A 17,015-nucleotide genomic window follows, 5' to 3' on the forward strand; every position below is an offset into this window, starting at 1 on the left:
TGATGACCAACACTCATATATTTTGACTAAAAGGAATGTCACTTTGACTAATTTAACGCAACAACTTTATGACAAAAATGCATCTTATTTGCAGTCCAAAGGGTATCATTCATTAACTGATATTGGTCAGATAGAGTTTAACTCTTTCAGAAATGATGTTAGAGATACGCTGAATTTGCGCGTGATTCGGGATTTGCACCGGGGTGGTAATGCCGCCGCTATTCAATTACAAGCAAAGCAGAGAAACGCGGTTAAAAGGGGCAATCCACAACTTCAGCATGCGATGAATATGGCGATGGGGACCATGGTTGGAGGTATTCGAGGATTTGACGATATCATCCCTTCGCGTGCGGATGCTTATGTAAAACAAGGATCAGTTGCCTCGATGTTTTCACCTGCTGCTTACCTTACAGAACTATACCGTGAAGGAAAAACGCTACACGAGACAAGTTCTCCTGCCCACCTCAATCATCGCCGTCCTGATCTTGCGTCATTGGTATTAAGCCAAAGTAATCAGGATGAAACGATCAGTACTTTGGCCTTATCTAATGAGGTACTTCGTGCCCATATCAATGATGATGGCCTTGATACGCAACTCGCTAATACTTTAATCGGTGATGCATTGCCTTATCATGCAGATTTTAGCCGTTTGTCGTCTTCAATGGCGTTGAATAAGATTGAACTTGAAGAGATAGATGAGCTTTTATCTCCGAGTGCTTTCTCGGTGGAAAAAGAGGTCAGTTGGCTTTTCAGTAATAATTTGCCACCTACATTAGCGCAATATTTAACAAGTCCTACTGTAATCGATGATGATGCACTTCATGCTTGCTATGGGACTGATAATATCAGTTATCTGAGTGATGCCGATAATTTATGCCGTTCATTAGATATTACCCGTGATGAACTTATCTCTTATTTATCTTTCCCTGCTATTTATGAGTCAAAAGCATCTTCTTCGTCAAGTCGCTTTGACAAACCTGTTGCTCCCAATGAATACAGTGGGACCTATATTGAAAGCGCTTATTACACAGGTACCCCGAGTGAAGGGGGAAAAGGTCAGCTGATTCATATTGATGATGGGAGGCTGTATACACGGGCGTTTGAGCATACTCCATTTAATAATCCTTTACAGGTTCATAGTTTATCAATTTTACCTGCAGTGGGGGATAAACAAGTTATTATTTCAGTCGCATCGTCTTTAGCTGATGAGCCTGGTACGGCAGAAATGGCTATTAAGGTCGATGGTGAAGACATTTATCATCAAAAATCGAGAGCACAATGCGGTAAATATGTTCATATTCAACATGACATCGCTAAGGCGTCTATCAAGTTAGAAGTTTTGAGAGGGACATCTGTGAGGGGGTTGCGGGGCTGTGAAACAACCATTACCTTTAACGAAGCTCAGAGTTTAGACCCTGCGATGCTCATCAGACTTTATAAAATGATACGTTACTGCAAGGCTACCTGTTTAACCCCTGCGATACTGGATAATCTAATACGCCTTTCTGGCGACAAAATTAGCGATGAAACATTTAAGCTGACATCTCACGCCCTAAAATTAATAAAATATCATAATTTAAGTGAAGATGATGCGACGGTTTTACTTGGTGGCGATATCAATGTTTACGCGCCTGCGGGAAAGCTAAGCCAATTTGATCGTTTATTTAATAACCCTTGCTTGGGTGATCAAGTGTTCTCTGTCCGTGATTCAGAGGGGGCAATTTCTTTTGACCCTACGCATTCTGAGACGGCTTACGAACGCAGTGTTCTTCAGCGTGCGTTTGGGGTTGATGACGCTGGATTACAGATGCTTTCCATTCTTTGTGGGGCAAACTCAAGACTGGGTCTGGCTAATATCAGTCAACTTTATCGTGTTGCTATGCTGGCACGTATTCATCAGTTACTACCACAAGAATTAGTTTGTATCGTTAATCTAATCGGTCTGTCAGATAAACTTAGCAGTGCTAAACTGCATGACTTCTATCTTTGCCATCAAAGCATTACACAAGTATGTAAATGGTTAGTCGCGCAAGATATCAGTGTTGTTGCACTAAAATCGATGACAATGAAACCAAGCGGATTTGCAACGGAACTGACGCCTGATATTGAACATTTTTTGCGAACTTTATATCACGCAGGACAAAATGTAGACCCCGTTAATCGACAAGATGTGATTGCACCGAGTATCGCAGCGGGCTTAGGACTACAGGATCACGAACTGGCTCACTGTGTGATGGATTGGGCAGAAAAAGTTGCGCGTGGTAGTGATCTTAATATTCATTCGATAATGAACTATTCAACAGGCATTAATGACTTCTTTGACTCTAAAAGAGATGTAAATGATATTGTTCAGTTTACGCATTTAATGAGCCAGCTTGCCTATATTGTTAAAACGTTTGATTTATCAGTGGTTGAGCTAACGCCGTTATTGAAAAATGCAGGCTTGTTACCGGGGGGGAGTAAGGACTATTTAAATGTATGTGTCGATACACTGCGTGATTTTAGTGCATTAAAAGCGGTGGAACGCCAGGTTGGTCAAAGTGCTGTTGACGCGCTATTACATTATTATACACAAGGGCAATTAACGCGCGCGAACATGGCGATCGTGTTAACCGATAAATACCCCCAGAGTGAAATAGAGAACGTATTTAATGCCTGTTGTAAAGTGGATAATACCGCAACGGTAAGACAGCTCGACCAAATGATTAACCTACTTGAATACACGCATGCGTTGAATTTGTCTGTGCATAGTTTATTGCAGCTTTCTACGTTAAGTAATGTATCTTCAGCGTTGGATTTTAAACAGGTCGCAGATAGCGTTGAAGCCGCATTGGCTGAGCATCAAAAGGAAATACATCGAGAACAGCAAGAGGAAGCGACCAGTTCGGCATTGTGTGCTTATTTCTTATTAAATGAAGTCACAGATATGCGCTTGTTTGGTGGTGAAAATCGTAATGGTATATATCAATATTTACTGTTGGATAACCAAGTTAGCGGACAAACTCAGACAACACGAATTGCAGAAGCGGTATCAAGTGTCCAATTGTATATTAACCGTTGCCTACAAGGCATGGAGTTTAACATTGACACGGACATGTTTTTAAGTCGGTTCTTTGTTGAATGGGAGCAGTATAATAAACGTTATAGCAGTTGGGCAAGTGCATTAAAATTGGCTTATTATCCAGAGAATTATGTTGAGCCTTCATTACGTTATAACCAAACTAATTTACAAAAGGCACTGCTATCAAAAATTAGCCAGAGTAAGCTTAATCATGATTTGGTTGAGGATGCTTATTTAAGCTATCTGAGTAGTTTTGAAGAAATCGCGAATTTAGAGGTGCTGAGCGGTTACCATGACTCACCGAGATTATCTCAAGGACATACTTATTTTGTTGCGCGTAGTGCGAGTCAGCCTGTTCAATATTACTGGCGTCGTCTGAATAATGACATGAGTGATGGGCGCGGTGGTTATGAAGCTTCAGCGTGGAGTGCATGGGAGAAAATTGAAGCCCCTATTACTAACGCAGTTAATGATGACGTTAGACCCGTGATGTTTAATAACCGACTTTACATTGCTTGGATAGAAAGCACAGAGAAAGCAGTGCAGTCTCAACCAAGCAATAATGCACCTCTCATGAAGACGGAGTATAGATTAAAGCTTAGTTATCGAAAAATCGATGGAAGTTGGTCGCCAGAAAACAGCTATTCTATTGAGTTTGATACGCAATCAAAATTGCATATTACATTCACAGATAAAAATAAGTGTCTCCTTGCTTATGTCTATAAACCGGAAAAACGTGACGAACCAACAGACGCGAAAGCGTATTTGATAGACTTTAATATGCAATGTACAGAGCAAGATGCCGATGTATTTATAAACGTGCTCGAAGGTAACTTAGGCTATGAGAATCACGACTATGTGATTAGGTTACTCCAGGAAGTTTGTCATAATGTACAAGTAAGCTGTGATGAAAATGACAGAACAGGCGAGGATATAAGTGTACAGAGTGAAGTCTCAATGCACATAAATAATGATGTATACCCCCCGCATTTGGAATATGACTGTGATGCAGCAGTGGTAATAAATAATCACAAAAAAGGGTGGGATTGTGTTGTTGTTATCCCTGAAGATTTTGAAATGTTAATCAAAGTTGAGATCGATTTCGAAGCAACAGAGATCGACAGTGAGGGGTGGATCAAGCCTGCATTTAAGATCTTACCGGGCAGGTATCTGAGTGATTATAAAATCAGTGCATATTTATTCTCAAGTAGGGAACACGGTTCTTATACCCATAGATTTGAAAATAATCAATTGAAAATAAAGGCTCCCCAGTTTGTATCACCTGATGCGCTACCTACCTATGACTTATTGATCGAGTTACATGGTTGGCAAAGACAAACAGGATTGTGTCAAGTCATCCTAAAGGAAAAAGTGTCTCACAGTGGTTGGGATATGGACCCTAAACCAGAACAGCATTACATCTCTAAATTTTCTGAGACTAAGGTGCTTCAGTCATTTAAAGAACCTCTTGGTAGTTCGGCAGAGACGATAAAAAGAACGTTTGTTGTATATGATGGTCAGGAAGAGATATATCGAAATACCTTCTCTTTAGAGGTGACAGTAAAAGATGCGGACTCGAGTGATCGGAAAGAAAATGCACGTATTGTAAAAGATACGAATGGTGCATGTTATCTGGAATTCACCAACAAACCACGTCAAACACGGCTTAATACCCAGTTTGCTAAAGAGTTGGTTAAAAGAGCATATGCGGGTGTTGATAATGTATTGACTTGGAATACACAACAATTACTTGAACCACAATTAGGTAAGGGCTTTTATTGCAATGTGATTTTAGATGAGTACAGCCCTGCCGTAAATGGTGAAAGTAAGTGGTTTAAATTATATTATGCTAATTTCTATACGGAAAATGACAGTATTTTAGCATATGAAGGTATATTGTCGGAAACAGAAAAAACAACCGTACGATTGTTTTATCCTTACCGAGATAGAGGTAATCGCGATGGTCAGCAAGTACATTTAGAGGTTGAATACCAGAAAGTACATTATCGTGCGGGTGATGGAAATTCGGTTATCTTCCTCTATAACGAAAATAAAGACAGTGTCACCCTCGTCCAGAATAGCCAAAAGGTCCCCGGCTTGGTATGCAGCGAGAAAATGGCGACTCTTCACGATGAACCGATGGATTTCAATGGGGCGAATGGTTTGTATCTATGGGAACTGTTTTATTACACCCCAATGTTGGTTGCAGATAAACTGCTTCACGCACAATCCTTTGAAGATGCAGATCGGTGGCTAAAATTCATATTTAATCCACAGGGTTATACGGATGTGCGTAAACGACAATGGAATGCGCGTCCACTGCAAGAAGATACAGCATGGGATGTGACTCAGACAGATACCACAGATCCGGATGTGGTGGCCCAGAGTGATCCTATGCACTATAAAGTGGCAACTTACATGAAGTTACTGGACCTTATGATTGCCCGTGGAGATATGGCGTATCGTCAGCTGGAAAGAGACAGCCTAGCAGAAGCTAAAATATGGTACGTGACTGCAGAGAACTTATTGGGTGATGAGCCTAAATTACCTTTGGATGCATCGTGGAATGAGCCGACACTACTTAGTGCGGTAGGTAAAACAGTCCAAGCGCCGTTATTGGATCCTACGGGTTTACTCAATCTAGATGTTGGAGGGGATTCTCGAGCCAGCACGTCGTTGACAGATTTGTTTTTGCCCTGTGAAAATGAAAAACTCAAGGGATATTATCAAACCTTGCAGTTACGTCTGCATAATTTACGTCATAATTTGAGTATTAATGGCCAGCCACTGATGCTACCTATTTATACTTCGCCAACCGTTCCTAAATCACTTCAAAGTGCCACCGTTGCTAGTAGTGCTGGTAATACTGGGGGATTGCCGGGCAATATTACTATTGCGATCCAGCGTTTTCCTATTATGTTAGAAAGCGCTAAAGGTATGGTTAATCAGTTGATGCAATATGGTAACGCCCTTGCCTCCGTGTTGGAGCGTAAAGATGCGGAAGGGTTAAATGCGTTATTGCAGACGCAGGCTAAAGATTTGATGAAGCGCAGTGTGAAAATGCAGGATGTGAGCATTAAGCAAATGTGGGCAGAACAAGCCGTTTTATCTAAAAATCTGGAGGGTACAGAGACTCGCCGTGATCATTATCAGGCGTTGTTAGATGAAGGTGTGAGTAACGAAGAGCAAAAAGCGATAAATGAGCGTATTGCATCAGGCGCCCTTGCCATTACTGCTAACGCAATGCGAACAGCGGCCGCAGCGCTGGATATGGCACCAAATTTATTTGGTATGGCATGTGGTGGTTCTCGATGGGGCGCTGTGCCTGGTGCTATTGCATATGGAATGGATGCCAGCGCTGCAGGGTTGAATATTGCTGCAGAAGCGCGCACAACATCAGAGCAATATCGTCGCCGAGGACAAGAATGGACTATTCAACTAGATACAGCCACGCATGAAGTTGCACAACTTATGGCGCAGCAAGACAGTTTGAAGATCCAAGTTGAAGCCGCTGTGTTGCAAAAAGACTATCTGATAACACAGCAGCTTCAAACGCAGACTCAGCTTGATTTTCTTAATACAAAATTCAGCAACGGTGCCTTGTATAGTTGGATGCAAGGGCGACTTTCGTCAATATTTTATCAGTTCTATGATTTGACAGTGGCGCGTTGCTTAAAAGCTGAACGGGGTTATCAATGGGAAACATCTGATAAAGCGGCCTTTATTCAGCCAGGTGCATGGGACAGTAATCACGCAGGATTATTGTGTGGAGAAGCGTTAATGCTTAACCTTGCGCAAATGGAATCGAGTTATCTTGACTGGGATCAGCGGGCTTTAGAAGTGAGTCGCACAGTCTCTATGGCCACGGAAATGGACTCAAATACAGAAGATTTTAATAACGCGGTTAAAGATGTACTTCAGGGGGCCCAAACGAACGGCGTGATTAAACATGAGTTAAAGCTGGACGGAGACAAATTCAGTGCGAAGCTGAATTTAGCTGCATTAAATATAGAAAGTGATTACCCAGACGACTGTGGTGTTTTAGGGAAGCATAAGCGAATTAAGCAAATTAGTGTTTCCTTACCTGCGTTGCTTGCACCGTACCAAGATATTCAAGCGGTGTTGTCTTACACGGGAACGAATACGAATATGCATGTCAGTTGTCGTCAGTCGGCTATTTCGCATGGTATTAATGACAGTGGTCAGTTTCAGCTTGATTTCAAGGATAGTAAATACCTACCATTTGAAGGACTGCCAATCGCAGGGGATGATGAAAATTCGTGTTTGACCCTGATCTTCCCGAATGCAACGAGCAAGCAACAAGCCATTTTGGAAAGCCTAAACGATATTGTATTCCATATTCGGTATACGATTAGTCAATAATTCGTGTATTGAGTCAATCGCCTGAGACGAGGTTCGTGGTTAACACGAACCTCTGAAAGGATAACTACTTTATTCGTTTTTGTTCATGGTTTTGAAACCTGAATTTATTTTTTATTGGAGTTTTTGATGTCACAACAAACCAGTGATCTTGTCATTAATGCCCCCCAATTGCCGAAACAAGGTGGGGCTATCATGTCGGCACAAACGACACCTGGGCATGCAGGCCCGACAGGCGATATGTCTTTTTCTATTCCGTTTCCGGTGAGTCAAGGGCGTGGATTTGCACCGTCATTATCATTAAGTTATCAAACCAGTCAGGGGAATGGTGCTTTTGGTGTTGGGTGGAACTTACCCTTGATGTCCATACAAAGGTATTCACGAAAAGGGGTACCTAATTATGATGATACCGATCTGTTTATTGGTCCTGCTGGAGCGATACTTGTTGCCCTAAGAGACAAGCGTGGGGCTGTCATTACGAAAGAGCGTAATAAGCTGGGGCTTATATCATTTGATGTTACGTATAAAGTGACAACGTATTGCTCTAACGTAGCGGATGGCTATGAACGCTATGAGCAATGGCAGCAGACTGACGCATTGCATAAAATATTCTGGTTGGTGTTTGGTCAAGATGGCACTCTACATTGTTTAGGTAAGAGTAGTGTTGCGCAAACGGGTGACGAAAATGATATTGCTGAATGGTCGATAGAGGAAAGTGTATCACCCAACGGTGAACATATTCACTATGAGTATACGAGTGAAAATAACGAGGGCGTGGTTGATTCACAGTCTGAAAATGTGCGAGAACGCGGTGCATTATCTTATTTAACCCATGTTTTTTATGGCAACCTACATCCAGATCCGAGCTTGTATTGTCTAAGCAAAAAAGAGCAAGACAAGCAGCACGACTGGCTGTTTAGTGTCGCACTCGATTATGGGCAGCGCGCTGCTGATCCTGATATTATTCCAGCATGGCGGTCAGAAGAACAGCCTTGGGGAGTCAGGAGTGATTCTTTTTCAAGTTATAGCTACGGTTTTGAAGTTCGCTGTCATCGCTTGTGTCGACAGGTTATCTTGTTTCACCATTACCCTGATGGTTTTTCTGACAGAGTAAGTGCCGCGCCGCTTGGTGTTTGTCGCTTGCTATTTAACTATAATGAAAACCCTGTTTTAACTACATTGGATGGGGCTCAACATTGGGCGTATGGGCAAGCAAAAAAAGAGATAAATATTGAATCTCAGCCAGCACTTCTTTTTGAGTACCAAAATGATGAGTTGGCGTCTGGTGCCTGCTGGAGTCAATTACCTTCGACCCCTGGTATTAATGATGCTCCTTTTTATCAATTTGTGGACTTATACGGTGAAGGGCTATCAGGGGTACTTTACAAAAATGGTCAGGATTGGAAATACCGTTCACCAGTAAGAGATTGTTCAATAACAGATAATCCTGATGCAATAAAGTTCGGTAATTGGAAGAATGTACCTAAAGTACCTTCTTTGCAAGACGGGACACAAATGCTTACTGATATTAATGGCGATGCGCGTTTGGATTGGGTGTCGATGCAACCCGGACTGAATGGCTTTTTCACGTTAAACGATGACGGTAATTGGCAATCGTTTAGTCCGTTATCTGCCATTCCTTCGGAATTATTGAGTGGTGAGGGTATATTTGCTGATATTGCAGGGGCGGGGTTGTCTGATGTCGTGGTTATTGGTCCAAACAGTGTGCGTTTTTATCCGAATACTCGAAAAGGCTTTGCGCCAGCAAAAACGGTAGATGCTACATCATTAAATCGTCCATTGCCTATAAGGGGGCGTGATGATCGCACCTTGGTGGCTTTTGGCGATGTACTGGGGTCGGGTCAAGCACACCTTATCGAAGTTACGGACAAGGTGGTTTATTGTTGGCCTAATAAAGGCAAGGGACGATTTGGCAATTGCATTGAATTACCATGGAATTTTGATAGTACGACACCATTTCAACCAAATCGATTATATTTGGTCGATGTAGACGGTTCTGGAGCCACAGATCTCGTGTATGTTAACGCGGATAAAATGACGCTTTACAAGAATCAGTCGGGCAATGGATTTGTAAAAGAAACTGATATTGCTTTACCCGATGGTGTTAATTTTGATGATACTTGCCAATTATCCTTTGTTGACTGGTTCGGTACTGGAGGGCTATCTGTTGTATTTAGTCGGTCGCACAAGGATGCTCAACATTATGTATTAAGTTTGACTGCAAATAAGCCTTATTTATTGACGAAAATTAACAATAATTGCGGTGCCATTAGCCAAGTTCGTTATCGTTTATCAGGGCAGGAGTGGCTAGATGAGAAGGCCGAGGATGCGAATGCGGTTTGTCACTTGCCTGTGCCCGTTTACTTGATGAAGGCGTCCACACAATATGATGAAATTACGGGAAATCAGCTTACTCAACACTATGCGTATCGAGGTGGTTTTTATGATGGTTTCGTTAAGGTTTTTCGTGGGTTTAGTTATGTTGAAACATTAGATACTGATCATGTTTCTGATCATGCGGCTGATACTGACACACCACCATTAAAAACTTGTCGTTGGTACCATACTGGTGCGCCGGGTACACTAAAAAAATCTAATTTCTGGCGTGGTGATAAAGCCACATATCATCTTAATGATACTTACTACTGCGATGGTGATGGGGTTATAAATATCACACAATATTCAGCTGAAATGCAACGATGGCTAAACCTTGCATTGAGTGGTTCATTACTGCGTGAAGAAGTGTACGGTTTGGATAATTCGGTGTTGAAAAATACGCCTTATACTGTGCAGAGTGTGCGTTATCGTGTTGAACTCGTGCAGGTTTTAGCTGCGCATGAAGAAATGCCAATATTGCGTGTTCAGCAATTAGAGTCGCTTTACTATCAATATGAACGCGTGAGTGATGATCCGCTGTGCAAACAGACTGTCCAGCTTGCTTTTGACGAATTTTCTTTGCCAACGCACAGTGTTTCGATTAGCTATCCTCGTCGGCAGAATATATCTAATAATGTGTGGAGGAATATTTATGCATTGGCAGGAGACGTTGACAAGGATGCGCAACAAACGATACTGAAAATTCATGAAACGTATAATGAATATATTCATCAGAATAATGCGGATATCTACAGTCTGATAGGATTGCCAGTAAAAACGCGTACGAATGTGATAATGGGCAGTGATGTGAACGTGCCTCAAGGGGGATTTTGCTTTGAGCGCCTTTTAGAAGTGAACTCAGTGTTATCTCAAGCCGCAGTTCGTCACTTTACAGGACAGCAACAAAGCCATTATTTATTAGATAATGCTATGGGTGAGGTTCAGTTTCCGCCTCGGGTGTTAAATACAGATATCGCTGTCTTTGATGATAATGCATTGGTCGCGTATCGGGATGTATTGACACCGACACAACTGGAGAGTGAACTTAGGCTGGCGGGCTATAAAAAAACATCGCGTTTGTTATCTGCGTACTCGGCTAAAGAGCGCGATGTCTGGATCAAAGAGCAGGCGTTTACCGAATATAACGAGGCAGACAACTTCTTTTTACCAAAACGAATGCAGAGCGATGTCTTATCAGGGAAAATGGAACTCCGCTATGATCATTACTGTTTGTCTGTACTTGAAACTGTCGACCCATTGGGTAATTCAGTAACATATGAGCCGAATTACCAGCAATTGAATGCTTATAAAATTATAGATAGCAATAAGAATACAGAAGCGGTATCTGTTACGCCATTAGGCTCTCCTGCGATGAACACTTTTTATGGTACTGAAAATGGAGATGCGATTGGATTTTCGGATGTCGGGATTTCCAGCCCTGTATTGAGTGTGTCCTCTTTGATTGAACAGGCCAATAATAATGTGCAGCAACAATCCACTCTATTTGCAAGGGATGGATTTAGTTGGATGGCAGATAAGTGTCCTATCCACGAAGTGATGTTGACTGCAGATAATTATCCGAATGGGGCGCAACAACAGCAGATTCAGATCCAAGTGATGTACAGTGATGGGTTTGGCCGTGAGTTACAGAAAATGGAGAAAGTGCCACCAGGTAAGGCTTATCAACGTACCAATACTGGCATACTTGCTCTTGATGCAAATAAGCAGCTTATTTGCGTGCACTCAAACACTCGTTGGCGCGTATCTGGGCGTACAGAATATAACAATAAAGGTCTCGTTGTTCGGCAGTATCAACCTTATTTTATCGATGATTGGCGGTATATTACTGATGTGTCAATGCGCATGGAAGGGTATGCGGACACGCATTATTATGATGCGCTGGGTCGTTTGATCAAAGTTGTCACAGCGAAAGGACATGAGCGCCGCCAGTATTACACCCCTTGGTTCTCGGTGTCAGAAGATGAGAATGATACTTGGGCAGATACTCAGGTGAAATAGATAGGTAAAGCATTGCCTTTAGCAAGGGAATGCTTTTTTACATAAAGGGAAATTAAATGGCAGCAACCCCAAATATGTACAGTGGGACGCCCACCATTACAGTTACAGATAACTGTGGACTGGCTGTTCGAACTGTTGAATTTAACCGTACCAGAGATCATGAAGCGTTAGATACGCAGATTACTCACCATATTTATAATGCGGCAGGTTACCTTGAAAGCAGCATTGATCCTCGTTTTTTCACGGCGTTAGCGATAAATCCAAGCACAGATGTTCAGCATAATATGGCCTATATTACGAATTTGGCTGGTGAACAGTTACGTGTTAACAGTATTGATGCGGGCATTCGCATACGTTTAGCGGATGTGACAGGCGCACTGCATAAAACGTGGGATGAGCAAGGGACAAAGAGTCGCTATGAATATGATGATGCGTTACATCGACCTGTTGCGGCTTACATACAGCGAGACAGTGTGTGTGATGGTGCTGAGCTGGTGGCAGAGCGTTTTATTTATGGTGATGGTACCGTAGAGAGTACTGACAAAAATCTGAATATGCGATTAATTGGTCATTATGATCATGCTGGCTTGGCTCAGACAAGCAGTATGAGTCTGGCTGGACAACCACTCGTGCAAACGCGTCAGCTGTTGAAATCTAAGGTTGATGATAGTCATTGGTCGGGTGACGTGGTGCAGGATTGGCAAAACAAATTGGATGCGACCGTTTATACCAGCCTGTGTGCATATAATGCCTTGAGCATGATATTAATGCAGTTAGACGCCAAAGGTAATCGACAGCGCAGTGAATATGATGTAACTGGGGCTGTTAATGCCACGTATTTCCAAGTATCAGGCTCTAACGATGAGCAAAGTATTTTAGCGCATATCGATCATAATGCGAATGGACAAGTTATTTCTGAAACTGCAGGTAATGGCGTGAACACCTCTTATCTGTATGATGAGCAAGACTGGCGTTTACAGCAGACGATAACGACAAGGTTGGAAAAGTCAGGCCGTTCAGCAAAATTGCAGCACTTGCATTATGAGTATGATCGAGTTGGGAATATTTTATCGGTTGATGACAGTGCAGAGGCGCCGCGATTTTATAAAAATCAGCGTGTACTACCGAAACAAACCTATACCTACGATGCATTGTATCAATTGATCTCGGCCACGGGGCGTGAAAATGATAAGGCGCCAACTCAAGTGGCATCGCTGCCTAAGCTTAATGATAGTGCGCAGTATGTTAACTACAGCCGCACTTATCGTTATGACCGAGGGGGAAATCTTCACATGATTGTCCATCACGCCAATAATGGCAGTCAATATACCTTGAAAATGGCAGTTTCGGATAAAAGTAACCGGGTTATTCAGCAGAACAGTGACAATAGCATTATGGCGGGGGCTGTAGACAGTTACTTTGATACGCATGGTAATATCAAACTACTTGAACACAGTAAAAATTTAATTTGGGGACGTACAGATCAGTTAAAGCAAGTCTCGTTAACGAACTTAAAAAAAGAAGTGTATCAGTACTCGGGACTAGGCAGTCGCCTTCGTAAATTTTTATCAGACAGTAACACGGGCGATGAGTCAGAGGTGGTGTATTTACCGGGACTAGAGCTGCGAGTTATGCGTAAAAATGGGATTGTGATAGAAGCATTACAAGTGGTCTCAATGACGAACACGGGGCATAACAAGGTTCGAATGTTACATTGGGAGAAAGGAAAGCCGACTGATATATCAAATAATCAGCTTAGATACAACCTAGATAATCACTTGGGTAGCTGTAATCTAGAATTGGACGAACACGCGGCTATTTTAACCCAAGAGGAGTATTACCCGTTTGGTGGCTCAGCGCTTTGGCGTGGCAAAAACAGCATTGAGGTCAAATACAAAACGGTACGTTACTCTGGTAAGGAACGGGATGCGACAGGGCTGTATTATTATGGTTATCGTTATTATATGCCGTGGATGGGACGTTGGTTAAATCCGGATCCTGCTTGGACGATTGATGGACTTAACCTGTATAGGATGGTGAGGAATAACCCGGTTACCTTACGGGATAAAGACGGTAGAAGTCCGGATAAAAGTAAAGATTTATATTTTAATCAGGCGCATGTGAAAGCGTGGAATAAGCAAACTACAGGTACATTCAAAAAAGAGAATGACAAACTGAGTATTGTAGGGAAAAAAATAAGCAAATTAGTGAGAAATCCTTATGAGATTAAAGATTATACCAGTTTAGACAAAGAGTTAGATACAGTTTTAGCGGATAAGAAAAATAAGAAGTATGCGGATACGATACATGATTACAAGAAAATAATTAGCCATAACTTGCCATTAGGTATCGATGAATGTAACAAAGCAGTGGATGAGCAAGTAAATCTTTCTGGAAAGGGTGACCTATCGGATAAAAGACTACAGAAAATTCGAAGAAAAATATTGGTTAGTGACTTAAAAAAGGATGGGTATACATTAAATCGTATGTACACTAATAATATACAAGCCATGGCTGATAAGGGGGTTCAAGGTAATGAATGGATTGGACGAGGAATGTGCGCGTCAGTAACGGAGGCAATAGGCGGGCACTCTAAAGAAGTTGAACCATACAATGGTGGGACGAACATTAAATGGAATCATCATTTTAATACAACAGGGGGAAGTACCTTTACTGATGGCACCTGGAAACAATTTTTCCAAGGCCAAAACACATCAAAATTACCGGGTATTTTTGATGGTTCCGCACAGGACTTTATGAATCTAAAACACCTCTCGGAAGAGTCTAAAAAAGAATATTTGACATTCATTGGCTACATAAAATATGTAAAATAATGTGGGCATTATGCACAGATTGTAGGGTGAAGCATAAGCTTCACCCTTTAAAATACGTGATTGCTATTTTTATAGAGTAACCGCAGCAATCCAACCAAAGATAATAAGCGGAATATTATAGTGGATGAACGTTGGGATCACCGAGTCACGAATATGATCGTGTTGGCCATCAACATTTAGACCCGATGTTGGACCTAATGTTGAGTCTGATGCTGGTGAACCTGCATCACCAAGCGCGGCAGCAGTACCAACAAGAGATGCTGTTGCTAATGGTGAGAAACCAAACTGCAAAGCAAGAGGTACATAGATAGTCGCAAGAATTGGGATTGTAGAGAAAGATGAACCAATCCCCATCGTTACCAATAAACCTGTTACTAGCATTAGCAATGCAGCCAGACCTTTATTGTCACCAATGACACCACCGATTGAACTCACTAATGATTCAACACCGCTTGTTGCTTTCATTACTTCAGCAAAACCTGATGCCGCGATCATAATGAAGCCAATCATTGCCATCATGTGTACACCGCGAGTGAACATATCTTGTGTTTCGTGGAATTTTATAACACCACCAAGCGTGAAGATAATGAAGCCTGTGAGTGCGCCAAGAATGATTGAATCATAAGTTAACTGTAAGCTTAATGCTGAAACAATCGCAACCATAGCCACAATGATGTGACGAGGGTTAAATTCAACCGGTTTATTTTCTTTAGCGGTTAATTCGCTTTCAACCAAATATTCACGAGGTTTACGATAGGTAAATGCCACGGCCGTAATTAAACCAATAACCATACCTAATACAGGTAAAGCCATTGCCGTTGGTAATTGCTCAGCAACAACATTCGCACCGTTATCATTTAGATTTTTAAGTAGAATGTTGTTTAAGAAGATGCCACCAAAACCGATAGGTAGGAACATATACGTTGCAGTTAGACCAAAAGTGATCACGCAAGCGACAGCACGACGGTCTAATTTTAATTTAGTCATCACACCAAGTAGCGGGGGAACAAGTAAAGGAATAAAGGCAATATGAACAGGGATAACGTTTTGTGATGAGATCGCGACAAGTAGTAAGGTGAAGAGCAAACCGTACTTAAAACCGTTAATTTGACGTTGTGAGTTACCATCACCTAGACGGCTAACAATTTTAGCTGCGAGTAGGTCTGTAATACCTGACTTTGATATTGCAACGGCAAATGCACCTAACATGGCATAGTTTAAGGCAATTGACGCACCACCACCTAAACCTGAGTTAAAGGCCGAAATAACTTCTTCTAAAGGTAAACCACCAATTAAACCACCTAAAAAGGCACTAATTGTTAGTGCTACAACCACATTAATCCGCATAAAACTGAGGATTAGCATAGCTAGCACTGCGATAACTACAGGATTCATTTATCTACTTTCCAATGTTAATAATTCTATTGAAGGTAGTATATAAAACTATACTACATAAGATAAGTGAATTTTAAGTCTATTTATGGGTAATTATGCAGATGTAGTGAATTATTGCCGTTAAAAATGAAAAACCTTAACTATTTGATAGTTATTTTTATATTTATCATTTGTTGCGAAGAGCATTTTGAGTGCTAGCATTGCTTTATACACTTGGGTTTTTATTCTTTAATTCTTGCTCTTTAAGGTCCTTTATAGGGTTTTTATCAGCTAGCTCTAGCGATGGCACCTAAATTGTGCGGAATTTTGTTGTAAAATAAATCTGTGCTTATTAAGTTTTTATGGTGAATTTTTCGAATTAGAGTCGGTGTTTAGGCAGCATTGTTAGATTTTTATGGTGTTTAATAATTTATGATTAATTTAGCTAAAATAAATAACAATAAAATCAATACTATTGTAATCAGAACTCGCTTTCATCGGTATTTCACCCTTAAGACGACTCCCTATTCGGCTTATATGAATAAATCTATCCGAATTATACATCAATTGGTTGAGCGAGTGACGCCGCAGTGTCGACGTATATTTTGGGTCTCACTCATGTTGATTTCTACTTCCGTAAATGCCGGAGATATAGAACATGATAAACAGAAACACTTTATTGCCGAGACGGTAATTTGCGGTACAACCATGATGTATACAGAAAGTTGGTGGCAGACGATACTCGTTGGTTTATCTATTGGAGTTTTGAAGGAAACCTATGATGCGGGCCAGGAAGGGAATGAGTTTAGTAAAAACGACATGGTGGCAAACATATTAGGGTGTCTGGCTGGAGCAAGTTATGGCGCGACAGTGTTACATTTTCATTATGAAAGTGATACAGGTACTACGACCATCGGTATTAAGGGGAAGTTTTAAGTAGCAATACTCAT

The 17,015-nt window shown here is 41.5% G+C and carries 5 protein-coding genes; 4 read left to right on the forward strand and 1 reads right to left on the reverse strand.

The features are described from left to right. Positions 1 to 43: 43 nt before the first annotated feature. The 3 genes from HWV03_RS07600 (at position 44) to HWV03_RS07610 (ending at position 14,691) form a co-directional block, all read left to right on the forward strand. Entirely contained in the window at positions 44 to 7,444 is a 7,401-nt protein-coding gene (locus HWV03_RS07600; protein ID WP_211679166.1) for a Tc toxin subunit A-related protein, read from the forward strand. Between the two features lie 126 nt (positions 7,445 to 7,570). Then, positions 7,571 to 11,857: a SpvB/TcaC N-terminal domain-containing protein gene (locus HWV03_RS07605; protein ID WP_211679167.1), complete on the forward strand. Its 4,287-nt coding sequence runs from the start codon at positions 7,571 to 7,573 to the stop codon at positions 11,855 to 11,857. Positions 11,858 to 11,913: 56 nt separating this feature from the next. Beyond that, positions 11,914 to 14,691 (forward strand): RHS repeat domain-containing protein, encoded by a 2,778-nt coding sequence (locus HWV03_RS07610; RefSeq protein ID WP_211679168.1) that lies wholly within the window; start codon positions 11,914 to 11,916, stop codon positions 14,689 to 14,691. Between the two features lie 69 nt (positions 14,692 to 14,760). On the opposite strand, the gene HWV03_RS07615 is transcribed toward HWV03_RS07610, so the two are convergent. Further along, positions 14,761 to 16,086 carry a Na+/H+ antiporter family protein gene (locus HWV03_RS07615; protein WP_211679169.1) on the reverse strand — a complete coding sequence of 442 codons (1,326 nt, stop codon included), beginning with the start codon at positions 16,084 to 16,086 and terminating at the stop codon, positions 14,761 to 14,763. A 597-nt stretch (positions 16,087 to 16,683) separates the two neighbouring features. On the opposite strand from HWV03_RS07615, the gene HWV03_RS22540 reads away from it, so the two are divergent. After that, positions 16,684 to 17,001, forward strand: a complete 318-nt coding sequence (locus tag HWV03_RS22540; protein WP_255547114.1) for a hypothetical protein — start codon at positions 16,684 to 16,686, stop codon at positions 16,999 to 17,001. The last annotated feature ends 14 nt before the right edge of the window (positions 17,002 to 17,015 follow it).

The organism is Moritella sp. 36 (assembly GCF_018219415.1).
GTDB lineage: Bacteria > Pseudomonadota > Gammaproteobacteria > Enterobacterales > Moritellaceae > Moritella.

Bases quoted from the DNA above. Each gene is read 5' to 3' on its own strand.
- HWV03_RS07605 (WP_211679167.1), top strand. From the start codon at position 7,571: ATGTCACAACAAACCAGTGATCTTGTCATTAATGCCCCCCAATTGCCG.
- HWV03_RS07610 (WP_211679168.1), top strand. From the start codon at position 11,914: ATGGCAGCAACCCCAAATATGTACAGTGGGACGCCCACCATTACAGTT.
- HWV03_RS07615 (WP_211679169.1), bottom strand. From the start codon at position 16,086: ATGAATCCTGTAGTTATCGCAGTGCTAGCTATGCTAATCCTCAGTTTT.
- HWV03_RS22540 (WP_255547114.1), top strand. From the start codon at position 16,684: ATGTTGATTTCTACTTCCGTAAATGCCGGAGATATAGAACATGATAAA.